16 protein-coding genes and 1 pseudogene are annotated in these 23037 nt (G+C 60.2%); 9 read left to right on the forward strand and 8 right to left on the reverse strand.

The features are described 5' to 3' along the window. Window positions 1-81: 81 nt before the first annotated feature. Window positions 82-1902, reverse strand: coding sequence for a tetratricopeptide repeat protein (locus tag B5527_RS09550; RefSeq protein ID WP_079601066.1), 1821 nt, complete (start codon window positions 1900-1902; stop codon window positions 82-84). A gap of 686 nt (window positions 1903-2588) precedes the next feature. Next, window positions 2589-3593 carry a LysR family transcriptional regulator gene (locus tag B5527_RS09560; RefSeq protein WP_338065099.1) on the reverse strand — a complete coding sequence of 335 codons (1005 nt, stop codon included), beginning with the start codon at window positions 3591-3593 and terminating at the stop codon, window positions 2589-2591. An 87-nt stretch (window positions 3594-3680) separates the two neighbouring features. Between B5527_RS09560 and B5527_RS09565 the strand changes: the two genes are divergently transcribed. The 4 genes from B5527_RS09565 to B5527_RS09580 all read left to right on the forward strand — a co-directional run bounded on the left by B5527_RS09565 (window position 3681) and on the right by B5527_RS09580 (window position 6615). Further along, complete coding sequence (locus B5527_RS09565; RefSeq protein ID WP_079601068.1) at window positions 3681-4427, forward strand: SDR family NAD(P)-dependent oxidoreductase; 747 nt, start codon at window positions 3681-3683, stop codon at window positions 4425-4427. A gap of 118 nt (window positions 4428-4545) precedes the next feature. Continuing rightward, entirely contained in the window at window positions 4546-4932 is a 387-nt protein-coding gene (locus B5527_RS09570) for a GlcG/HbpS family heme-binding protein (RefSeq protein ID WP_079601069.1), read from the forward strand. Window positions 4933-4945: 13 nt separating this feature from the next. Then, the gene (locus B5527_RS09575) at window positions 4946-5866 is read left to right on the forward strand and encodes an alpha/beta fold hydrolase (protein ID WP_197689295.1); all 921 of its coding nucleotides are present in this window, start codon (window positions 4946-4948) and stop codon (window positions 5864-5866) included. A gap of 2 nt (window positions 5867-5868) precedes the next feature. After that, a complete protein-coding gene (locus tag B5527_RS09580) occupies window positions 5869-6615 on the forward strand; it encodes an SDR family NAD(P)-dependent oxidoreductase (protein ID WP_079607181.1) in 747 nt (248 codons plus the stop codon). A 310-nt stretch (window positions 6616-6925) separates the two neighbouring features. Here the strand turns inward: B5527_RS09580 and B5527_RS09585 are convergent. Further along, window positions 6926-8155: pseudogene (locus B5527_RS09585) on the reverse strand (ABC transporter substrate-binding protein). Between the two features lie 1111 nt (window positions 8156-9266). Here B5527_RS09585 and B5527_RS09595 point away from each other — a divergent pair. Further along, window positions 9267-10253, forward strand: coding sequence for a transglycosylase SLT domain-containing protein (locus B5527_RS09595; protein WP_245332559.1), 987 nt, complete (start codon window positions 9267-9269; stop codon window positions 10251-10253). 239 nt (window positions 10254-10492) lie between these two features. Next, window positions 10493-10768, forward strand: coding sequence for a hypothetical protein (locus tag B5527_RS45710; RefSeq protein WP_197689296.1), 276 nt, complete (start codon window positions 10493-10495; stop codon window positions 10766-10768). Between the two features lie 278 nt (window positions 10769-11046). Here the strand turns inward: B5527_RS45710 and B5527_RS09605 are convergent, their stop codons facing one another. Together B5527_RS09605 and B5527_RS09615 are read right to left on the reverse strand one after the other, a co-directional pair. Continuing rightward, window positions 11047-13656, reverse strand: coding sequence for an ATP-binding protein (locus B5527_RS09605; RefSeq protein WP_079601071.1), 2610 nt, complete (start codon window positions 13654-13656; stop codon window positions 11047-11049). A 1392-nt stretch (window positions 13657-15048) separates the two neighbouring features. After that, window positions 15049-15291 (reverse strand): hypothetical protein, encoded by a 243-nt coding sequence (locus B5527_RS09615; protein ID WP_079601072.1) that lies wholly within the window; start codon window positions 15289-15291, stop codon window positions 15049-15051. A 695-nt stretch (window positions 15292-15986) separates the two neighbouring features. Between B5527_RS09615 and B5527_RS47575 the strand changes: the two genes are divergently transcribed. From B5527_RS47575 to B5527_RS47050, 3 genes are all read left to right on the forward strand, one after another. Further along, entirely contained in the window at window positions 15987-16223 is a 237-nt protein-coding gene (locus B5527_RS47575; protein ID WP_079601073.1) for an HU family DNA-binding protein, read from the forward strand. Window positions 16224-16620: 397 nt separating this feature from the next. Further along, window positions 16621-17502, forward strand: coding sequence for a hypothetical protein (locus B5527_RS09630; RefSeq protein WP_079601075.1), 882 nt, complete (start codon window positions 16621-16623; stop codon window positions 17500-17502). 142 nt (window positions 17503-17644) lie between these two features. Beyond that, window positions 17645-17773 (forward strand): hypothetical protein, encoded by a 129-nt coding sequence (locus B5527_RS47050; RefSeq protein ID WP_276329320.1) that lies wholly within the window; start codon window positions 17645-17647, stop codon window positions 17771-17773. Between the two features lie 297 nt (window positions 17774-18070). Here B5527_RS47050 and B5527_RS09640 read toward each other — a convergent pair whose 3' ends face one another. The 3 genes from B5527_RS09640 to B5527_RS09655 all read right to left on the reverse strand — a co-directional run bounded on the left by B5527_RS09640 (window position 18071) and on the right by B5527_RS09655 (window position 21074). Beyond that, window positions 18071-19102 carry a sulfite exporter TauE/SafE family protein gene (locus B5527_RS09640; RefSeq protein WP_079601077.1) on the reverse strand — a complete coding sequence of 344 codons (1032 nt, stop codon included), beginning with the start codon at window positions 19100-19102 and terminating at the stop codon, window positions 18071-18073. Between the two features lie 545 nt (window positions 19103-19647). Then, window positions 19648-19908 (reverse strand): hypothetical protein, encoded by a 261-nt coding sequence (locus B5527_RS09645; protein WP_079601078.1) that lies wholly within the window; start codon window positions 19906-19908, stop codon window positions 19648-19650. A gap of 932 nt (window positions 19909-20840) precedes the next feature. Next, the gene (locus tag B5527_RS09655) at window positions 20841-21074 is read right to left on the reverse strand and encodes a hypothetical protein (protein ID WP_154072125.1); all 234 of its coding nucleotides are present in this window, start codon (window positions 21072-21074) and stop codon (window positions 20841-20843) included. Window positions 21075-23037: the final 1963 nt, after the last annotated feature.

Genomic DNA, 23037 nt, shown 5'->3' on the forward strand with positions numbered 1-23037 from the left:
GCCGCAGCTTGCACTGCCCGCGGCCATTAAGGTCAGCGGGCAGTCAATTTCCCTCCACCTGGCGGCACTACGCATTGAGGGTCACAACTTCGACAGCTCCAGCTGCTGTCGGTCGCCAATCCACGTCTTGGCAAGGTCCGCTTCCAGTTTGCTCGCTTGGTCGGCCTTGCCGCGCGCCTTATAGAGTTCGGCAAGCCCGTACCTTGACCAGCCGTTGCTGGGGGCGCGCTTGAGCGCGCGCTGGAACTGCTCCTCCGCTTCGTCGAGTCGGCCCGCCTGCATCAGCGCGACTGCGAGCGACTGCCGCACCGGGTAATACCAGTAGGGCGGCTCCATGTAGGGCAGCCCGTCCTGCAGCGCAGCCGCCCGCTCGAACCGCTCAATCGCTCCAGCCTTGTCGCCCTGACGCTGCGCGACGCGGCCTTCGATGACAGTGCGCGCCAGTGCCAGCACGTCCTGTGCCGGAACGCCCGAGGATTTGAGCAACGTGAAATCCCCGCCCTCGAGGGCTGCGATCGCATTCGCTTCCGCCTTGGCGGCGGTAAAATCGCCTTGCGCCGCGTTGGCAATGCCGCGAGCGTAGTGCCACATGGCCTTGACATACGGAATGGCGTCGCCGGGATCGGGGAGCGCCAGAACGGTGGCGGAAGGGCTGAACAGCGCATGGGCGAAGTAAGGCGCCGCCTTGACCGGCTGCACCAGCGCGATGCCACGCGCGACCTCGTCGGGGATGAGGCCGCCCAGCTTCTCGGCCGCCGCGATGACGGTGGGTCCATCACCAGCCATCTGGGCAGACGCCAGCACGAAATGGACGTTGTGCGGGTAGTACCCGAGGCGGTACACGCCCATGGGCGCATTGGTCGCCGCCAGATATTTTTCGTCCACCCCGATCGCCGTCTTGTTCTCGGCCAGCGCGTCAAGATAGCGCCCGACCCGGTAGTAGATGTGGCTCGGCATATGCACGAGGTGGCCGGCGCCGGGAATGGCCCCCCGCAGCCGGTCCGCATAGGGCTCGGCACGCTCCGGCCGGTCCGACGCCTCCACCGCGTGGATGTAATAGTGCATCGCGCCCGGATGGTTCGGGTCGCGCGCCAGCACGCGTTCGAGCGTCGGCACGATGGGGCCGCTTTGCTCGTTTGGTGCGTGGCCGCCGGGCTGCCAGTAATTCCACGGGCTGAGGTCCATCACCGATTCGGCGTAGAGCACCGCGATCTCGTTGTCGTCCGGGAACTGCGCCGCGACCTTCTCCATGGCTGACGCATACGCGGCATCGAGCTGCACCCGGTCTGCCCTCGCGTCCTTGGCGTAGCGGGTCGAGACCGCCGCAATCAGCGCCTGCTCGCGCGGGGTCGCCTTGGGGGCGAGCATGAGCGCCTTCTCGGCTGCCGCGAAGGCCGGCGCCACCGCGTCTTCCTGCATCGGCAGATTGATGTTGGGCCCGAGCACCAGCGCTTCGCCCCAGAAGCACATGGCGCAGTCGGGATCGAGCTTCTGCGCCTTGCGGAAGGCGCGCTGCGCCTCGCTGTGATTGAACGCGTAGGTGAGCCGGAGCCCTTGATTGAAATAGGACTGCGCCGGCTCGTTCGCGGTCGTGATCCTGTACGTCACCCCGCCGAGCCCCTCCCACAACGGCGGATCTGTGTCGGCGAAAGCGGCCGCCGGCGAGGCGGCCTGCATTTCCGCTTGCGGCACCTCCGTGCGTGTCTGGGCCAATCGCAGCATGGCCCGGGTTACGTCGGCCGACCCATGACAGACGGCGATGTCGGTGCCGAGCTGTCGATCAGTAGCGGCGGCGACGACTATGCTGTCGGTCGGGCCGCCGCCCACGGCGAACGGTGCAAACAAGCCGCCCACGGCCGCACCTGCGACGAGAAGCGGCGGCAAGGGAAAAATCACCCGCATGATGCCCTCCAAGCTGATTGATGATGGAGCTCAGGCGGAGCGCGGCGCCGTGAGCGGTGCGCGACCGCCGGGGCAGGCACGCAGCCTACTCCTCGCAGGCCGCCACGGCAATGAAACGGTGCATTTTGGCAAGGGCATCCGCGTTCCGCGCCCCGCGGGCGCGATGTCGGCCAATGGCCCCAAGCAGCGGTGGGGGGATGTCGCGCATGTGACCTTCACGAGATCGTAGAAATCAAGGTCGGTGAGCTGTCTTGGAGGACGGATGCTCGTCTCAAATCGAACCCTGATAAGATAATCATCGTGTTCGATGGACCGCTGGGATACACGCGTACGATAGCGAGGCGCGAAGATGTAGCAGCGGCGATTACCGAGTTCACCAATCGATTTGGACTGAAATAGTTGCCGTGGGACAGGTCGGCTTATGGCACGTTTGAGACATGCCGGCGGACAGTGACGATGTCTGTTCTCAGGGGTAGAGCGGAAGTCGTCGGTACACGCCCAACCCGACGCGATTGACCCCAACCGGACATTCGTGCCAGCCGGCGAGCGTTCCACCACCTCACCACGGCGGTGCGGACAGATCGCATGCGCGCAGCGCGTGGGGTAGCAAATCTCTACCAATGCAGTCCTCAAGGTCTGCCCTGTAATCGGCCTCAGACAAAGGACGGAATGCGATGCCGATCTAGTCACGGAGCCTTCCGGCCCTTGCTGGACATCTGGGCGCTCAAGTCATCGATTCTCGAAAGGAATAGTTTCAGGATCGGCGATCTATTCGCCTTGTTGTAGCCGACAACCAAGTCGATCGTTGGGGCATCTCCTCGGATCGGACGGCTGGTTACGGACCAAGGAAGAAGATTATTTGGGTAGGCAGGCAGAAGCGCTACGGCGCCGGTCGACGCGATCATGGACATCGCATGGGTAATGTTGTCCACTTCGTGGGCCGGAACGATAGCCAGTCCGGACCGCTTCAAGTAGTCCTCGATCACAGCGCGCGAGGTCGGGGCCGTCTTCGATGGTATGATGAATGTTTCGCCCACGATCTCTCGCAGATCGACGGCGTCATGCCCGGCAAGGCGGTGGTCGCTGGGGAGCATGACGACGAATGGCTCCGTAATCACACGCCTGTAAATCAGATCGTCCGCCCGCTCTTCCGGCCGCATGAACGCGGCGTCAAGCCTGCCCCGCATCAAGGCGTCAGCGAGGTCCGGGGAATTCTGGCTAGAGACCGTGACCTCTATATTGGACAGTTCATCGTGAAGGATGCGCATCGCTTCAGGCAACCAATCTATTTCCTTCCCCGTGAGACACCCTAGAGCGAAGGTCGGCTTGGCGGGTTGAGCCGCCCGCCGCGCTGCTTCCTTGGCTGCCTCTGCCTGGGTGAGCGCCAGCCGTGCATGGTCGAGAAAGGCCTTGCCAGCGGCGGTCAATTCGATGCCGTGCACGCTGCGGCTCATGAGCTGAACGCCAACCTCGTATTCGAGATCGCGGATTTGGCGGCTGAGGGAAGGCTGCGCCGTGTGCAGCCTTTTCTCAGCCGCGACCGTCAGGCTGCCTTCCTCGGCGACCGCTATGAAAAAGCGAAGGTGCCGTAGCTCCATAGCGCTCCCCATATCTCCTAGGCATGCCGCCAAGCTTACAAAGTCTTTTTCGCGGGCGCCAGAGGAGACTACATGGCTTTCAACGAAAGGCACTTGCGACTGTTCTCGGTCTCTAGGCCGCGGCCAGACGTTCCACTTCCATACTCTTCCGGTAGGGCATCAAAATTGAGAGGATTACAAATGAGCAACCCAGTCATATTGATCACCGGTGGGCTTACGGGCATCGGGCGCGCCGCCGCCGTCGCTTTCGCCAAGAAGGGCGCGAAGGTGGTCGTTGCCGGTCGGCGTGATGAGGCCGGAAAGGCGCTCGTCAAGGAACTACGTTCTTTGGGTTCCGAGGCCGAGTTCATCAACGCCGACGTCCGCAAGGAGGATGACGTCCGCGCCATGGTCGACAAGACCGTCGAACGGTTTGGCCGTCTCGATGTCGCGGTGAACAATGCCGGCTCCGAAGGAAAGGGTGGTCCGATCACGGACCAGACCGCGGAAAGCTTTGACGCGACGTTCGAGACCAACGTCCTCGGCGTGGTCCTGAGCATGAAGCACGAAGTGCGTGCCATGCAGGCCCAGGGGAGCGGCAGCATCATCAATATCTCATCGACGTACGGACACCGTGGCGCGGCTTTCGCCTCGATCTACGTCGGCGCCAAGCATGCCGTCGAAGGCATCACCAAGTCGGTGGCGCTCGAACTCGCCAAGTCGGGCATTCGCGTGAATGCCGTCGCGCCCGGGCCCACGGACACCGGCATGCTGACCCGCTTCACCGGTACGTCAGAGAACAAGGCTGCCTTGGCGAAGCAAGTTCCGCTCGATCGTCTCGGCCTCTCCGAGGAAGTCGCCGACGGCATCCTCTTTCTCGGGTCGGACGGAGCCAAGTGGATTACGGGCGAGATCCTCAACGTCGACGGCGGCATGACCGCCAACTGATCCTGTCCGGGCGCAACTATTACGACCCACGCCCGATCGATGCACAATACAAATCAAGTGGAGGGAGTCCAATGGCTAACGTGGTGAAGAAACACAGTATCTCTACCGAGCCCAGAAAATGGTGGATCTAGCGGTGGCGAAAGCCAGAGAACTTGGCGTTACCGAGAACGTAGCGGTTCTCGATGACGGCGGTAATCTCAAGGCCTTTAGCCGGATGGATGGAGCCCCGATCCTTTCGATCGAGATCGCGCAGAACAAAGCTTATACGGCGCTGTTCGGCGTCTCCACGCAGGATTTTTTCAACTTCATCCAAGGCGACCCGTCGCTTTTGGCCGGCATCCCCACGCTCAGGCGTGTTGCTGCGTATGGAGGAGGGTTTCCGATCAAGGTCGACGGAGAAATTGTGGGGGCGATCGGAGTGAGCGGGGCCCCCATGGTGCAGAACGACGTCGATTGCGCGAGAGCAGCCCTGGCGCTCGTGCCCGATGCGGTGCCGGCTGAGTAACGAGGGCGCGACCATGATGATTCATAGCCGCCCAGAAATGATTCATACCCACCAGACCGCGCCGACGCAGTTCGTCGAGGCCAACGGCATCCGCTTCGCCTATCGTCGCTTCGGCAAACCGGGTGGCGTGCCGCTCATTTTCAACCAGCACTTCACCGGCACCATGGACCACTGGGATCCGGCGGTGACCGACGGTTTTGCCAAGGACCGCGAAGTCATCCTGTTCAACAACGCCGGTGTTTCCAGTTCCTCTGGCGAGGTACCCGCCAGGATCGAGAAAATGGGCGCCAACGCGGTGGCGTTCATCAAGGCGCTAGGACTGACGAAAGTCGATGTGCTCGGCTTTTCGATCGGCGGCTTTGTCGCGCAGGAAATCACCCTGCAGGCTCCCGATCTGGTCAGACGCCTGGTTTTGGTCGGCACCGGCCCGCGCAGCGGCGAAGGCATGGCGACCCTCACTCCAGAGGCGCAGAAAATCTTCGGTGCCACCTATGACGATCCCGATCATCTTTGGCTTCGCGTGCACTTTACACAATCCGAGCAGAGCCAGAATGCAGGACCTGAGTTCCTCAAGCGCTTCCGACTGCGCAGCGAGAACCGCGATCCCGAGGTGAACGGGACAGTCGCACCCGCCCAGATCGAGGCGATCGGCAAATGGGGCGCGCCGCAGGAGAAACCGTTCGAATATCTGAAGTCGATCCACCAGCCGACGCTGGTCGTGAACGGCGGCAAGGACGTGATCATCTACTCCGTGAACTCGTTCATCCTGCAGCAGCAACTGCCGAACGCCCAACTCATCCTAATCACGGCTCGCAATACCAGTATCCCGAACTCTTCGTCCGCCATGTCTCGATGTTCCTGTCGGCGGACGAGCGCCGAGGCGTATGAGGATCGAAAGCGGGCACGTTCCGCCATAGCAACAACAGGACGATGATCATGGCTACCCTGACTGGCAAAACCGCTCTCGTTACCGGCGCTTCGCGCGGCATAGGACGCGCCGGCGCACTCGCGCTCGCTGCCGCCGGCGCCCAGGTTCTCGTGCATTACGGCCGTGGAGCGAAGGAAGCCGACGATGTTGTCGCAGAGATAACCGAGGCCGGCGGCCGAGCGGATGCCATAGCGGCCGACCTCGCCGCCGCGGACGGCGCCAGCAAGCTTGCCAGGCAGGCCCGCAGTATTGTCGGAGATCGCCTCGACATCCTTGTCGCCAATGCAGGGGTCTTGAAAGTGGCGACCATCGAGGAAACGACGGTCGAGGATTTCGATAAGCTCTTCGCAATCAACGTCCGCACACCGTTCTTTCTTGTGCAGCAGCTCCTTCCGATCCTGTCGAAGGGAAGCAGCATCGTTTTCCTCTCGTCGCTCGCGGCGCGCGCCGTTGTTGGAACGGAACCTGCGTATGCGGCAACCAAGGGCGCCATCGACACTCTGGTGAAGCATTTCGCCTTGACCCTTGGCGGACGTGGTATCCGCGTCAATGCCGTCGCGCCCGGTGTCGTCGAGACGGACATGTTGAACTTCACCAAAACAGACGCGGGCCGCGACTTAGCGCTGGGCATGCAGGCGCTGAAGCGCCTCGCTCAGCCCGACGACATCGGTGGCGTGATCGCCTTCCTGGCATCGGACAATGCCCGGTGGATCACCGGCGAAACCATCCACGTGGATGGCGGTTCGAAGCTCTGAGTTTTAACGAGAGCGATATGTACTGTCGACCCGAGGGAATAAGCGCGATGAAACTCTACCACTCCACCTGTTCGGTGACAGCTTCACCGATTGATCTTCGGGCGTCGCCGAGGGTTGCGTGCAGCGAGGATTGAATATTTTTGAAGGGCCGTCGACTTCCGGTTTTGGCACTTTTCGGACATGCCCGGGTGGTCTGACGACGTCTGCTCCTGAGGGTAGAACGGACTTGCCGAGGAAGCAGGGGGCCACTTCCGTTTTTGACCCCGGAACGGACCTCAGCGGGCCTCCCTATCCAGACTCACTGTGACGGCTATTGAATCCCAATCTCTCCGGCGATCACGGATCCGAACAGTTCACCGTGTTCACCGTTGAATCGCGACATCTGCATCTGCTCGACCGGGAAATAGTCGGTCGGGCTTGTGTTGATCTTGATGCCCGGCAACAACAACCCAGGTTCGAAGTCCTTGAGGTTAGCGGCCTGTCTCATGACGTTCTCGCGGGTGAGTTCGTCGCCGCATTGCTTGAGCACCTGAACCATGGTTTGCGCTGTCAAATAGCCGTAGACACTGAACGTGCTCGTCTTATCTCCTTCGCGGAATTACTTATCCATGAAAGCGGCCCATTCCTTGATCGCGGGATCTTCCTTCCAAGTTGGATCGGTGGGGTCCTTTAAATAGTTGGTCGACAGAATACCCTTGGCGTTCTCAAGTCCGGCGGGCTTGAGCACGGAGCCCACCGAGTTCGAAATGCTGGCGAGGAACTGAACCGGCTTCCACCCGATCTCAGCCGCCTTCCTGATCGCCTGTGCGGCGAATTTCGGGGAGCTCTCGTTGAAAAAAATGTCTGCGCCCATGGTTCTGAGCGTAACAATCTGCGAGTCGACAGTCGGCTCCGAGGGATCGTAGGGGAGTTCTGCCACAATCATGCGCTTCGCTGCCTCGGCGCCAAGGCCGTCTTTGAGTCCCTTGACATAGTCGCGACCCGAATCGTCGTTCTGGTAGAGAATGCCGATCTTGCCCTGCGGCAGGTTCTGCATGATGTATTTTGCATAGATCCGCCCCTCGGTCTGATAGGTCGGCTGCCAGCCCATAGTCCACGGAAAGCTCTTCCGTTCGCCGAACTGGGTGGCGCCGGTGGCGACGAAGAGCTGCGGCACCTTCTTCATATTCATGTATGGACGAATGGCATTGTTGGTCGGTGTACCGAGGCTCTGGAAGATGAGCAGTACTTCATCGCTCTCCACTAGTTTGCGTGCCTGTTCCACAGTCTTTGGCGGGCTGAAGGCGTCGTCGTAGGTAATAAATTTGATCTTTCTTCCGTTGATGCCGCCCTCGGCGTTGATCTTGGTAAAAAAAGCAGCCTCCGTCCGGCCTATCAGAGCGTAGGCCGACAGCGGCCCGCTGTAAGGCATGATGTTGCCGATCTTAATCTCGTTGTCGGTGGCGCCGGGGTCGTATTTCTTCTCAGCCGCCGCAGGATTTGTGCCGACGCAAAGGCCGAGCAGGAGAGATGCCAGTAGAATGCCTCGCGTCTGCGCCATGTCGACCTCCCCTGATGCCGTCGGCTGCTTGCCGATCATGCGCAGTCTAGGGTTTAGGCGCCGAACTTGTCCAGCTACGGCGACTTCCGTTCTTGGCACCTTTCAGACATGGCACGTGTGATGCGCGATGTCCGTTCTTAGGGGCAGAGCGGAGTGCGCCGGGAGACCGGCAAGGAGTAGATGGTGCAAGTCCATCACGATGAAGGAGTAGCGACCCGCATCGACCCCGAGTCATGCGCAGATGCCCGCGAGGGCATCGGCGAAGCGTTGACAGGGGAGCGCATAGGCCAGCCATTGAGCCGCGATAGTACCCTCATCCTGGGTGCCGACGTCGTTCCGCTGACGGAAGGCAATACGGATGGGCGCGATAGTGCGAGCGCCCAGACGGCCCGGCGTGGTCGTAGACACTGGCATGTGCGGACGCTCTTTGCTCGGGAACCGGGAGATCTCATGGTCGGCCAGCGCCACATGCGTGTAGCGCTGGTCCGTGTCGGGAAGGCGAGGAGCCGTAGCCGATGATGTACGATCATGAGAAGTCTGACCCCGCCATAGTAGCTGTGAAGCCGACGAACAAGGCCGGGCAACCGGCTGCGGAGTTGGTGGAGCCAAGGGCGGGGGCCGAGGGGAATGTGAGACAGCAAAGCACGGGCCGGGCACAGTACCGGGGAACCGTGTCACAGGCGCTGAAGCGCATACGGAATTTCGTGAGAATATCACGACGCGCCGTTACACACCCGAGGTGGGAGCCGTGTGCCCGAATTGGGCTCGCACGGATCTGTGCGGGGGGCGCGGGGTAACTCGCGTCCCTACCGCGAACCTGGCGGTTGCGCGCGCAGAGGTCCGAGTTTGACCCGAAGGCGAAGTGGCGGGTTACTCGATGACTTCATCCGCGAGTGCGAGCATCGTGGGCGGGATGTCGAGGCCAAGAGCCTTGGCAGTCGCGAGCGGCGATAAGGATGTCGCATCTAGGCAACAGCTCCAGTAAATGTGACCCATCCCAATCTTGTCCGTCGCCTCGCTTGGGACATTCGACTAAAAACGGACTCGCCTTGGACTACGGGGAGCGTGCGTGTAGCGTTCTTTCGGGGACCGTGCCGCGGAGTTGGGGCCGATGAAAGCCTTGCAGGCCACCTGCATCGTGGGTGCCATAACATTCACGGGGATGATCCATCAGGTTGGCGGAAACACGCCGAGCGCGACCGTGCCGGACGCAATGCCGGAAGCGGCTGCGAGCGCCGAGACGCCCGGTGGGCCTGCGCTCTCCGCCGCCGTGCCGGAGGCATCTGCCGCGGGTTCCGGACCGCCGTTGATGGCCCAAGCCGAAATCGGCGACGATTCTTTCGAGGCAAAATGGATGGCCTTGGGCCATCATGATTCCGCCCAACCGATGCCGACAACGCACGATGCGCCCGACGATGCTTCCAATCCGGCACCGGTGACGCAGGATTTCCGGTATCTCATCTATTACGTCTGGTCCGAACTGCCGCCTGCCGAGAAGCCGGCGGCTATCGTCTTAAGTTCACTCAAGGCCACCCCGGTCGGAACGCCGGTCGAGGAGATCAAGCGCGCTTCCGACGCTTTCGGTCTGGATTTCAATTTCATGAAGGCGGTTGCCAAGATCGAGTCCGGTTTCGACCCCAAGCAACGCACCGGGTCGTATATCGGCCTGTTCCAACTGAACGAATACGAGTTCAACAAATTCGGCTCGGGGCAGATTCGTGATCCCCGCGACAATGCCGTTGCGGCGGCCTACAAGGTCATTACCGAAGGCATTCTGTTCGAGTGGGTGACGCACAAGAAGCCGACCTTGAGCGATCTTTACCTAATCCATCAACAAGGCTGGGAAGGCGCAGCCGAGCACATCAGCCAACCTGATCGCATCGCTTGGAAATCCATGTGTGCCACCAGCGAAGGCAGGGAGAAAGGTGAAAAATGGTGCAAACGCGCGATCTGGCGGAATACTCTTCCGGCCGTAAAACACGCTTGGAAATCGGTCGATAAGCTGACATCGGGGGCATTCGTCGGAATGTGGCGCGACCGGGTTGCTGATTTCTATTCGAAATACATGGCCACCGCCGCCGCACGGGCGACCCAGTAAATTTCCGTTGAGTGGTTGGCAGGAGTTGCCGCCAATACTCATTCAACAATGTGATAGAGTGTAGCCCTCACGACCGCGGAAGTGCCATGTTGATCTCCGGTCGCTGCCATTGCGGCAATATCTTTCTCGCGCTCGACTGGCGGCCGGAGCCGTCAGAAATCCCGGCTCGGGCCTGCACCTGCTCGTTCTGCGCGAAGCATGGCGGTGTTTGGACCTCGTGCCCGACCGGATCGCTCACGGTGAGCGTCAAGGATCGCACGCGCGCATCAAAATGCGCGTTCGGCACCAAGACTGCCGAGTTTCACGTGTGCACCGGGTGTGGCGTGGTGCCGGTGGTCACCAGCCGAATCGACGGCTGCCTCTACCCCGTCGTCAGCGTGAACGCATTTGAGAATGTAGAACCTGCGCTGCTTCGACGCGCGCCGGCAACCTTCGAGGGCGAGAATGAACAAGCCCGCCTGAGCCGGCGCAAGCGCAACTGGATTGCGGATGTCCGGTTTGAAGCCACGAGCTAGGCGCTCGGGCTCACCATCTCGGAATCGGTCTTGCTGCTCGCCGACGAGGTGATCGAATACAGAGCTATTTGTTGCGGTGCGTGAGTCCGCATTTGGTACTTTTCCGACATGCCGGGGCGGTCTGATGATGTCCGTTGATTGGGGAAGACCGGAAGTCGTCCGCCGACGCCCAAATCGACGCGATTGACCCTGAGCGGAAGTCGCGCCTTTTCAGGAGCGGTCACCGTCAGGTCGCAAAAAATATATTGAACCCGTCAAATGGTCACCATTCGCGAATGTCAGTTGGCCGTTCCCGTACGAGGAGGCAAAGAGGGGACACGAGGATCTTGCGCTTCGTGCACGATTGACCGCAGACGCCGCGCCAAGTCTGCCAGGCGGAAAGGTTTGTCGATGATCGGAAACTCGTCTACCGCTCGATGTCTTTCCAACACATCCCCCGCGTAGCCCGAGGTGAGCAGGATCTTGATGCCTTTGCTCAGCCGCCTCGCTTCGCGGGCAAGCTCAACGCCATTCATTCCGTTTGGCATCACCACATCGCTGAACAAGAGTTCAAATTCTTGGCCACTCTGGAGCATCTGGATGGCCTCCGCCCCAGTCCGAGCGCAAACAACCCAGTAGCCGAACGTGGTTAGCATTGCCGACGTGACTTCCAGGATATCCTCATTGTCCTCGACCACAAGGATTCGCTCCGAACCTTCAGGGATGGCCTGCGGTTGGATGGCTTCCACCCCGGCATCACGCTTTTGCGTGGCTTTGGGTAGATGCAGAGCGACCGTTGTCCCCACGCCGGACGCGCTTTCGATAGCAATATGCCCCCCGGATTGTCGGACAAAGCCATAGACCATGCTGAGGCCGAGTCCGGTGCCCTTGCCGACCTCCTTGGTCGTGAAGAAGGGCTCAAAAACCCGATCCCGTACTTCAGGAGGCATCCCGCAGCCGGTGTCCGTGACGGACACCTTTACATACGATCCGGGCAAGCACCCGGCCACGGCTCCCTCATCCAAAACGACGTTCCGCGTCTCGATCTCGAGAACGCCGCCATCCGGCATTGCGTCGCGCCCATTCAGAGCCAGGTTGAGGAGAGCGGTCTCGAGCAGTGGCGGATCGACATGGCACAGCCACAATCGCTCATCGGTCCGCAGCTTGACCTGGCAGCTTCCTCCGACCGCTTGGCGGATAAGCCCCTGGAACTCAGAAATGAGCTGGTTTGCGTCGACCAGTTTTGGGTTCAGTACCTGCCGTCGGGAAAAGGCGAGAAGCTGCGCCGTTAGCTTTGCTCCCCGATCAGCGGCACCCCGTGCGGCCGCGGCGAGCTGCCGGACCCTGCCATTATCTGCCGCCTCCTCGATGAGCTCGAGGTTCCCGGAGACCACCATAAGCAGGTTGTTGAAGTCGTGCGCGATGCCGCCGGTGAGTTGGCCGACGGACTCCATCTTCTGGCTCTGGTGAAGCTGCTCCTGCATGAGGCGGCGCGCCTCCACGGCGTGCTTGTGCTCGGTGATGTCTCGGAAGTAGAACGCCAGGCCCTCACTGGAGGGGAACGCGTTGAACGCGTACCAGACACTTCGGCGTTCGCAGAACTTCTCGAAGCTGGCCGGGCGCTGCTCTGACATGGCCTCTCGAAGTTGGCTGAAAATCTCCGTGTCGGCAGCATCCTGGAAGGCTTCCCATAGTTTCGCACCGATCGGATCGCGCCCTTCGCCTATCTGCGTCCAGGCTCGCCCATTAAGGTAGCTGACCCGCCAGTCTCGATCGACGATGACCACGCTGTCGGTCGTACTCTCAAAGATCGTCGTGATCCGAGCCGCGGCTTCCTCGGCTTTTTCCTTCGCCTCCGACAATTCGTGCTCGCGGTGCTCCAGTGCATCGGCCATCGTATTGAACGCGTCGGCGACTTGGGCGATTTCGGATTTATCAGCGATGTCCACACGTCGGGCATAATCACCCAGCCGCCATTGGTTCGCGGCGTTGACCAATTGGCCAAGCGGGCGATGGATGTATCGCCTAGCGCCCAACAATGTCAGGACCAACACCAGCGAAGTGCTGAGGACGATCAGAAGGATGTCGCGCCGCGTGCGATATTGGATGTCGGCGAAGGCCTGCGCCTTGTCGACGCTATAGCCGACAAAAAGCCCCCCGGAATCGGCGTCCAAGGTTGAGTAACCGATGATCCGCTCCACTCCATTGATGTTGAGGATATCGACCGCTCCCCGTTGGTCCAGATTCAGGTATTTGTCACCGCGCATCTTTTTGCCGACAAGCCGGCTGTTATCGGGGTAGCGGGCGAGATACGTGCCATTGCGATCCGTGATGGCGAGCGCCGCTCCCTCCGGAGCGCCCTTTCGAGCGATGTAGTCAGCGAGCCAATCGAGGCCAAGACCCGCCACAATGACGCCGCCCATGCGGCCATCGTCGCCGTAGAACGGCAACGCAAACTGGATGACGTTCCGGCCGGTTGCCAGACCTTTCGAGAACTCTCCGACCGTGAATGTGCCGGTTTTCAAGATGTCGGCAAAGTAGGGCCGCGCAGCGATGTTGATTGGCAGATGGTCGCTGTTCGTGTTGCAGAAGGACCGGCCATTCAAGTCGGTGACGAGAAACCTGATGGACGCCGGAAATCGCTGCTGCATCGCAGCCAGGTAAGCATCGCACGCTTGGCTGTCCCTCGTCTTTATCGCCGGGACCTCCGACATCGCGATCAGGACTTGACGAATTCCCTGTACGATCTGCTGCTGTTCTGCCGCGGCTAGTTTGGCCAGGCTGAGCGTTTGGTTCTGCACTTCGACCTGGCGCGCACGACGCAGATCGAATTCATTGTATGCTTGGATCGCGATCGCTGGCAGTAGTGCGACAGCCACCAGCACGAATAGGCGTGATAAGAGAGTCACCGTTCGCCCGTCGGGGGAATGATGCTGAACTCGTCTCGATCGACGGCGAAGCTGTCGGTGATGCGCCCCGATCATCCTGATGGCCGTAATGCGAGCGTCGGGTACGCAAGGTTCCGGGTGATCTAAACTCTACGCCATCCACTGCCGAACATGTGGGGGCCGTGTTGCGGCTTGATGTCAGTGCGGAAAAACTTCGTTACGATCGTAACGCGTCTAGGACTTAAGAACGGCGGAAAGCTGATACCATGGCGTCGAAGGCAACCGCGGGTGCTAGGGCGTCAATGCCTTTTCGCTCGGTCTCGAAGTGCCGCAATTGCTGCTCGCCCAGGCCAACGAGGTGATCGAATGACGGCATGGTTTGCTGCGGTGCATGAGTCCGTTGTTGGCACGAAACGGACTTTCCGCGATGTCCGCAGTTTGGTTGCTATTGGGGGGAAAGCGGAGTGCGCCGGGAGACCGGCAAGGAGTAGATGGTGCAAGTCCATCACGATGAAGGAGTAGCGACCCGCATCGACCCCGAGTCATGCGCAGATGCCCGCGAGGGCATCGGCGAAGCGTTGACAGGGGAGCGCATAGGCCAGCCATTGAGCCGCGATAGTACCCTCATCCTGGGTGCCGACGTCGTTCCGCTGACGGAAGGCAATACGGATGGGCGCGATAGTGCGAGCGCCCAGACGGCCCGGCGTGGTCGTAGACACTGGCATGTGCGGACGCTCTTTGCTCGGGAACCGGGAGATCTCATGGTCGGCCAGCGCCACATGCGTGTAGCGCTGGTCCGTGTCGGGAAGGCGAGGAGCCGTAGCCGATGATGTACGATCATGAGAAGTCTGACCCCGCCATAGTAGCTGTGAAGCCGACGAACAAGGCCGGGCAACCGGCTGCGGAGTTGGTGGAGCCAAGGGCGGGGGCCGAGGGGAATGTGAGACAGCAAAGCACGGGCCGGGCACAGTACCGGGGAACCGTGTCACAGGCGCTGAAGCGCATACGGAATTTCGTGAGAATATCACGACGCGCCGTTACACACCCGAGGTGGGAGCCGTGTGCCCGAATTGGGCTCGCACGGATCTGTGCGGGGGGCGCGGGGTAACTCGCGTCCCTACCGCGAACATCGCGGTTGCGAGCGCCGACTTCCGAGTTTGACCCGAAACGGACTTGAGGCGAAACCCTAAAACTACATTCCAGATCCGGTATGGCTATCGGGAGGGCCACCAAAACGGCCCAGTTATCAGTGTTATTTTTGTCAGGCTTCACTTTCGTACCTTGCCGAAATGCAAAGCCGATAAATCCAGCAATCGTGCAGAAGGCAAGTAGAGGCAGCAGCTAGTTCGGCATATTCGAATCCGCTGTTCAGGGCCGCGTCAGTTGGCGGCTCCTTTTGTATCAGGCCAAGCCTCAGCTATCAGTCTGGATCGCGATGACAACAAGTTCGCTGCCGTCAATCGTCTGGGTCCTTTGCCAAACGTTCTTCCGATTTGGAATGGGTTCAAATCCACCGTACATGTTCTGGGCCGCTTTCTTTTTTAGCGCAGCAGGAAGCGCCTGGACCCAGTCGCCAAAACCTTGGTAGTTACCGCGCCTCTGCTGAGCGACGTAACTAGTGCCTTCATAGATCGCTACATAAGTGTAGAGCGGCATCACTGACCTAGCTTTTTGATGCAAATCGGTTGGCCCCTAGGGACAGGGGTGCAATCCCAATCCGGACCGAAGCCATTGTTCGGTTTGAATTTCGTAAAATTCGGAAACCAATAGAAACTGAAAGCGATAAGACAAAGCACAACGACGATGAATAGAACACCCATCACGTCTCCGCGCGTTGGATACGGCCGCGGCCACCTCATGACAGTGTTTCAGCCCGAATTTCGGCCGCGGAAGGATCGAGAGATCAATCCCATGCGATAGCAGAGCCCCGACGAGACGGAGATATTCTACGCGCAATATGCATTGACCCTCGCTCCATCCTGCTTTTCGCATGCGGTTCTACGATGACTATAGGAGAACCTCTCTTTCACGTTACTTAAAGGCTCAACTCAAATCGTGCTGAATATCGGCGACGTCGCCTATTGGCACTTTTCGGACCTAGCCCGATGTCCAAGTTGAGTCCGTAATGCGCAGCAAAGCGGACCTCGGTGAGGGAAACGTAGCGGCCTGTACAATCAATCGCAGGCGGCCTACTGCATGGGCGCCCCTCCGAGCGCTGGCGTCTCCGGACCTTCGCCGACCTCCATCGCCGCGTCGTGAACGTGCGCGAGCATTTGGGCTAAATCGCGCATGTCGAACAACGTCCCGCGCACAACCATGCGGCTCGATTCCTATGTCGCGTTTATGAACGGATGGCTGAATCATGCTCGCATTCCTATGCCGTGATGCGCATCTCCCTGCGATCGGGGATTCTGACGCGACAAGGAAACAGAGCCATGACGAGAAATCTCAAGAAAGGTCAGCGTATCGGCCGTACCCCGAAGACCGGCGCCGAGCTCGCGATTTCTCCGCGTCGCGTGATCGTGTTCAAGCCGTCGGCCATTCTGAAGCAGTGGATCAATGGCCACAGCCCCAGTGGCGTTGCGTGAGCAGCTGCGATGGCCGCAAGACGATTGAGCAGCCAAATGAACAAATGGAACACGCTTAAAGTTGCGATGTACGGAGCTTGCCTAGGACTGCTCTACGCAGCCTCTCTGGAGATTGGGCTTTGGACACATCCCGATGTGTACGGGCAAGCGGGTGGCGGATTAATTGGTGGCACTATCGCTGGAGCCATCCTCGGCTTACTTATTTCGGGTTTTCGGAATCTCTTTGTTCGGTTTTTTAGCTGACGCCATCAGCGGGTTTTTGTCGTCGTTTGCATGGTGTCCCGAGGCCACTCGCACCGGCTCATTCCCCTTCGCCTTCAGCCCCCGGTGGACCTGCCCGTCGCGATGAAGCCAGCCCGCCTCCCATTATCTCGCCCGAGTGCAGCACGGAGCGCCAATGCATTCCACGCCAAACCCGAAACAAACCGATCCGCGCGATTTCCTTCTGATCGCGCCCGAGGATAAAGAGCTTTCCAATCTGGCGCACGACGCCATGCGCTATTCTTCGGCGCAGACCCGCATGGGGTCCGACTTCTCCGCTGGCCCCCCGATTCCCCCGGTCGATCTGAGGTTTCGCCCTGCTGCCGTCAACAATGTCGAAGTCCAGGGCGACCGGCCGTCGATTGGCAGGCGGGCGGTACGCGCCTTCATTCGCTTCCTATGGGTAGCATGCATCGGTGGCGCGGGCGTCGCTTGGCAGTTCTACGGTGATGCGGCCAAACAGATTATCGCGAAGTGGGCGCCGCAGTTCGTCCTGATTTTATCGCCGCCGCTGGAAAACCCAAGGCTCCCCGAGCAACCGACCCCACCTGCCGTCCAGGCGTCCGCGACGAAGGCAACACCACCGCAACCGGCACTTTTGGCTCAGACCGCCACGGAAGGCGTCGCGCCGACCGCCGCCGCCCTATCTCCCGAATCAGCGCAGTTGCTCCAGTCGATGGGGCGCGACCTCGCAACCGCAGGGCAAGAGATCGAGCAGCTCAAGGCCAGTATTGAGCAGCTCAGGGCCAGCCAGGAACAAATGTTCCGCGACGTTGCCAAGGCTTCCGAGCAGAACCGACGCCCCAAGATATCAGCGTCTCCGCCCCGATCGGCCGCCGCGCCGCCGCGCAAGCCGATGCCATTTAGGCCCTCGCAAGCCGCAGCAGCCCCTACGTTGCCGCAAGCCGCAACACCTTCCGTGCTGCGGCAACCTGAACCGCAACCGCAAGCCACGGCCCAGCCGCAGGTCGAACCAGAGCTGTCATCGGTGCCGCGGCCGCCGATGCCCGTGCACTAGCACCAGTTCTTTCACCCTGCAGCCGCCGCAATTCGCGATCCGGCACGATTCCTATGTCGAGACGATGCGCCGGGATGGAACGCTGCACGAATTCGATGCAGCTTACAAATCCCGACACGCGGCGGCGCGGGGCGAGGGGTTCATGGGATTCAATGTTGCGATGGCGCGCCGCGCGCTGATCCCGCACTATGATTTGGGACGCTATGGCAGACTGTTTGCGGGGCTATCCGATCCCGGGTTGCGCTCATCTCGAATATCCGCCACCAACTGACCGAAGATAGAACGGCTTGCTGTTTCGGCCTGTCAAAATAGTCCACTTCCGAGTTTGGCACTTTTCGGACATGCCCGGGTGGCTGACGACGTCTGCTCCTGAGGGTAGAACGGACTTGCTGACGAAGCAGGGTTACTTCCGTTTTTGCCCATCTCGGACATCTCCCAAGAGACCGTTCCCCTCCCAGTCGCGTTGGTGCGGTGGACGCCTGAGCCTTTGCCGATCAAACGGCATGTCGAGAAACGTGAGCCCGCTCTCCGTAACCTCCGCAAGGGCCACGTTTCTGACAATGCCGCGCTATTGCAGATGAATTGGAGGCAAAGCTGCGAAAACCAGCATGGAGATAGCGAGGATCGCCACAACGTAACCGAGCGAGGTATTAAGCGCCGCAAGCGGATCGTCGGGAGGTTCGATCATCTTCGACGCGCTCCGATTATCGGGCCCACTCCGAGCGCCGGGCGCAAGCAAACTTGTTTGCGATCGCCTTGCCGCTCTCCGTGTGAAAAAGATGTACAACAAATAGGTGTCGATCAAAATTGTGACGGCCAGGACGACATAGGCCCAGGGGCTTTCCATCACATTCAGCTCGATCAACACCCGAGAGAAGCCGAAACCCACAACCCACGCATCAAAGCTCATGCATATCCGACGAAACGTCTCGGCATCCAGATGGCGGATGACATAGGCGCCGAGCGGTACTCCAACCGCAACGCAGGGAACAAACACCCATAAGATGTTCTCGCTTTCGGCCGTAAACAGGCCAAGCTGGTAATAGGCGATGGCGGTGACGCTCGACTCGGCCACGCGAACCAATGCGAGTCCGGCCCGAAACTCGGTTTTGACCAGACCCTGGTTGTTGAACAGGATTGCCAACGGCGGTCCCGAGATGGTGGTGACCGAATACAGGATGCCCAGCGCGGTTCCAAAGGGAAGACCGACCAGCCAGGTCGACCGAATTGGTCTTCGCCACCCGGCGGCCTGGACCAGGATGAGGGGCAGAATGAGTGTGTAGGTCCCGAATTTGATCCAGCCAGGCTCAACCGAGGTGAGAACCCAGGCTCCGATTCCGATGCCAGGCAGGAGCCCAGTAACGATTGGAAACACCTTTCTCCATACGGCTGCAACGCCGTTCAGATTCATGAATAGAACGTAGAAGTTGATGACGACCTCGACCAGGACGACGGCGGGATTCAGGATGCGATTTGTATAGAAAACCAGCGCCATCGGAACGGTCAGCGAGGAAAACCCATAGCCGAGAGCGCCATTTATGAAGGATGCAAACAAAGCGATCCCGGCGAGAACGATCACCGCAGTCTCTAGAGGAGGCATCGTAGGCTTCTCCGAGTTGGCAACGGTCGCCCACGGCGCGGCCGACTTTATCCTACCACTTCCGCGGTCTATTTGTAGGTTGGAACCCTATCGGGCGGTGGGTCAGGGTATCCAGCCTGGAGCCCCCTCCACATCTGTCACAGATAGGAAGGCTTCTATGATCCTATTCAGGATAGTCTTCGCAGTAACCGCTATCTTGCTAACCAGGGATGCATTTGCGGAGCCAGGGATGTGGATCGGGACAGCCCCATTTTGCTTTGGGTCGCCAGCAGCCTGCACTGATCTGGGAATGATATACGTGAAGAGTGATTCAATAGGGGACGGTGGCAAATGCTGGACTGGAACGAAAGTGTATTGTTCAGGTTATCCCGCCCCTGAAATTGCATTCATGGGTTATGATGCTTGTGACGGTTTTCAATGTCATCGAACGATGTGCGGTAGCAATCCCAGTCCGGGTCCGAGGGTAATCGCAAGTGAGTCTTGGTACTTCTGTCCTGTCTGCCTCAGTGCAAATGTTAGAACGATGATGAGATTGAACAAAGTTCCTAACGCACAGATTGCGCGTGCTTGTCCGTGGCGATATTTCTAGGTTCGTGATCATCGGGCAGTGCGTAGGCGCAGTCAGCGCACATGATCGCCCGCTTGTCGCCGATGCAGGTCCGATCCTTGCCGCCGTTGTGCTTGCAATCGCGGCATTTGAATAGGTAGTGGCGCGCGGAAGATTGATGCGGATCGGCATCGCTCGACTTTCCGCCGACGTTCAGCGCCCGCATCGACCGGTTGAGCCGGCTGCACTTTTCGGACATGGCGCGATGTCCGAGTTGAGTCTGCTTTCGGGGGTAAACCGGAGTGCGCCGGGAGACCGGCAAGGAGTAGATGGTGCAAGTCCATCACGATGAAGGAGTAGCGACCCGCATCGACCCCGAGTCATGCGCAGATGCCCGCGAGGGCATCGGCGAAGCGTTGACAGGGGAGCGCATAGGCCAGCCATTGAGCCGCGATAGTACCCTCATCCTGGGTGCCGACGTCGTTCCGCTGACGGAAGGCAATACGGATGGGCGCGATAGTGCGAGCGCCCAGACGGCCCGGCGTGGTCGTAGACACTGGCATGTGCGGACGCTCTTTGCTCGGGAACCGGGAGATCTCATGGTCGGCCAGCGCCACATGCGTGTAGCGCTGGTCCGTGTCGGGAAGGCGAGGAGCCGTAGCCGATGATGTACGATCATGAGAAGTCTGACCCCGCCATAGTAGCTGTGAAGCCGACGAACAAGGCCGGGCAACCGGCTGCGGAGTTGGTGGAGCCAAGGGCGGGGGCCGAGGGGAATGTGAGACAGCAAAGCACGGGCCGGGCACAGTACCGGGGAACCGTGTCACAGGCGCTGAAGCGCATACGGAATTTCGTGAGAATATCACGACGCGCCGTTACACACCCGAGGTGGGAGCCGTGTGCCCGAATTGGGCTCGCACGGATCTGTGCGGGGGGCGCGGGGTAACTCGCGTCCCTACCGCGAACCTCCCGATTGCGACCGCCGACTTCTGAGTTTGACCCAACTCGGACATGGCGACCTGCGTCGTCGTGCCAGCGATCACGCGGCAACGGTGCTACCTGCTGAGCATATTTCCAGAGAACCCGGCACCATTCCGACGGGGAGCGCCGCGGAACCTGTTTCGCCGTTTCAACCTTTCGGAATCAGCCGCCGTACCGCCGGTCTCAGGCACGGCAGAGTTCACGTGCGCCTCACCGCGTGCTGCCCGTGGCAAGCTCTTGCGAGTGCACCGGGATCATCAGCTGCTCGCTGAGTTTGCCGGGGAACATGACGAAGGGCTGCGTCGGGTCTTTGACATCCAGATCGCGCCGATAGGCACTGAGCATCTCGCGTGCTGCGCCGCCGACGATCATCACGTGCGGCCCGGTCTGGACCCAATGCTGGTGCGTGTGCCGTTCGGTATGTGTGCTGATCTGGCCCGACAAGAATTTCACTTTATGGTGACTGAGAGAGTGCGGATACCGCGAGGAATGCCGGTTATGCTACAATTTACCCATGCTTCAGGGGGATATCTCAGAGGAGCTGACCATGACCAAAAGCATTCTTGTCAGTCTTGCTCTCCTCACTCTCTCTACTTCTGCCGCTTTGGCCGTGCGTCGGACTCATCATCGCCACGCGATTCATCGCCCAGCGATGAACGCATTTGAATCGTGACACTCACGTCTGCGGGCTGGGGCATGGAAGACCTCTCAAGGTTTCCATGTCGTGACGTTCGTGAAGCGTTTGATCTGTCGCAACGCGCGCGACAAGCGAAGGCAAATCGTTTTCAAATAATGGGGCAAGCAGGTAACGGAGAAAAGCCATGAAGCAGATGAGTCTGACAACAGTTGCGATTGCAGCCTCGACGTTTGCGTGTGCGGCGCTGCTCTCCTTTGACTGCTCTGAGCAACGCGGCCTCTCGCTATCAGTCGAGAAGGCCGTAGCACGGGTCGGTCGTCCCCTGACCCCCGTGAGCGTTGCGGGCGTCGCGCGCCGGCAACACCGGCGGGCTGCTTACGGCGCCGGAGGTATGGTCGTGGGGCGTTACGGAGGCGGCGCGAACAACAGAGGCGGCTTGGTTGGCGGCGACGACCCCGGTACCTACGCAGGCGCCGCCGCGGTCGGCACGGCTGCCGCGGTCGCGGCCACCTCACCTAACTGGGGATGGGGAGGCGACCCCTACCGCACAGGCACAGGTTACTACGCGGGGGGTCCTTACTACGGTGGTCCTGTTCGGGGAACCAGGGCGGCCTACTATGGTGGTTATGCCGGTGTGGGTGCGCCTCGGGTCGGCTGGACGGGCGGTGTGAGTAGCAGCGACTACGCCCTGTATATCCGAAATCTACACGACTCCGGGTATGATACGAGGAAAAATTTCAACGCGAGCGGGAACGTGAGTACGCAATAGCGTCTGGTCTCGTCGTCCATCGTCCATCGTCGTCTCCCGTGGGTCCTCGCTGGGATGACAGCATCGTGGGCTGGGGCCTTTTTGCGTTTGGCGACCCTACCAAGTGTCGCCTCGCAAAATATGCTCGGGCATGTCGGATGTTCGCGGATGAAGCGGGCACGTCGAGTGCATAGTGACCGAAGACGTGCGCGTGATCGCCGCAGTCTTCGCAAACGAACTCGGTGATGTGATCGAGGGCGCTCATTGCGGCGGTCGCGCTGGCTATCTTGCAGCGGTTGGGTCGGTCGTGAATAGACGTGCGAAAAGCCCTGGCCTACACCACATCGTCCTGTATTGAAGAGCCGCCGACGGGGCGGCTTTTTCTTTTGAGGCCTTCTTATTAGCGTCATGTCCGAGTTTGGCTGCACCAAACGGACATGACGCCGCAGCGCCCGCATGTCCGTTGTTGAGGGATGAACGGACTAAGCTCAGACGTGACCCAACTTCCGTTTTTGACCCTGAACGGACGAATCGGGATGCCCGTTGTTAGGTCAGGTGTGAGAAGCTGAGCGTACCAGCACCAGATCGGTTCTCGCGCAAGCGCGACCTTGTTCCACGTTGGACCAACACCGCCCGACGGCTGGGCGTCTCCTGGCCTGTGTCACTGATTTTCGAGAAGGTTCCGGGGCGGTCGTCGTACGGACCTTGATCTATGTCAAGACTTCGAGCGACCGGTGCCGGAAGACTATTAGGTGCTTGAACATGAGAGCCGACCATCCCCGTACTGTCAGAGGTCGGAGTGATTGGACGGTTGAGAGAGGAGCAGAATGATGATCCGGATGATTGCTGTTGCTGGCTTCGTCTTATCGGTTGCAATATCGGCACAAGCTATGACGCCTGCGCCGATTCCTCAGCCGGACGGCATGATCACGCAAGTCGCTGCCGCCTGCGGCGCTGGTAGGACACGAGTTAACGGTGTGTGCGTGGCACGAACCACCATACGCCAGACCCGCCGAGCCGTC

It is taken from the genome of Bradyrhizobium erythrophlei, assembly GCF_900129425.1.
GTDB lineage: Bacteria > Pseudomonadota > Alphaproteobacteria > Rhizobiales > Xanthobacteraceae > Bradyrhizobium > Bradyrhizobium erythrophlei_C.

What these genes read in the sequence shown, in the direction of transcription:
- B5527_RS09550 (WP_079601066.1), bottom strand. Translation starts at nt 1,902, where the DNA reads ATGCGGGTGATTTTTCCCTTGCCGCCGCTTCTCGTCGCAGGTGCGGCC.
- B5527_RS09565 (WP_079601068.1), top strand. Translation starts at nt 3,681, where the DNA reads ATGAGCAACCCAGTCATATTGATCACCGGTGGGCTTACGGGCATCGGG.
- B5527_RS09570 (WP_079601069.1), top strand. Translation starts at nt 4,546, where the DNA reads ATGGTGGATCTAGCGGTGGCGAAAGCCAGAGAACTTGGCGTTACCGAG.
- B5527_RS09575 (WP_197689295.1), top strand. Translation starts at nt 4,946, where the DNA reads ATGATGATTCATAGCCGCCCAGAAATGATTCATACCCACCAGACCGCG.
- B5527_RS09580 (WP_079607181.1), top strand. Translation starts at nt 5,869, where the DNA reads ATGGCTACCCTGACTGGCAAAACCGCTCTCGTTACCGGCGCTTCGCGC.
- B5527_RS09595 (WP_245332559.1), top strand. Translation starts at nt 9,267, where the DNA reads ATGAAAGCCTTGCAGGCCACCTGCATCGTGGGTGCCATAACATTCACG.
- B5527_RS09615 (WP_079601072.1), bottom strand. Translation starts at nt 15,291, where the DNA reads ATGCCGCTCTACACTTATGTAGCGATCTATGAAGGCACTAGTTACGTC.
- B5527_RS47575 (WP_079601073.1), top strand. Translation starts at nt 15,987, where the DNA reads ATGGCTGAATCATGCTCGCATTCCTATGCCGTGATGCGCATCTCCCTG.
- B5527_RS09630 (WP_079601075.1), top strand. Translation starts at nt 16,621, where the DNA reads ATGCATTCCACGCCAAACCCGAAACAAACCGATCCGCGCGATTTCCTT.
- B5527_RS47050 (WP_276329320.1), top strand. Translation starts at nt 17,645, where the DNA reads ATGGGATTCAATGTTGCGATGGCGCGCCGCGCGCTGATCCCGCACTAT.
- B5527_RS09640 (WP_079601077.1), bottom strand. Translation starts at nt 19,102, where the DNA reads ATGCCTCCTCTAGAGACTGCGGTGATCGTTCTCGCCGGGATCGCTTTG.
- B5527_RS09645 (WP_079601078.1), bottom strand. Translation starts at nt 19,908, where the DNA reads ATGTCCGAAAAGTGCAGCCGGCTCAACCGGTCGATGCGGGCGCTGAAC.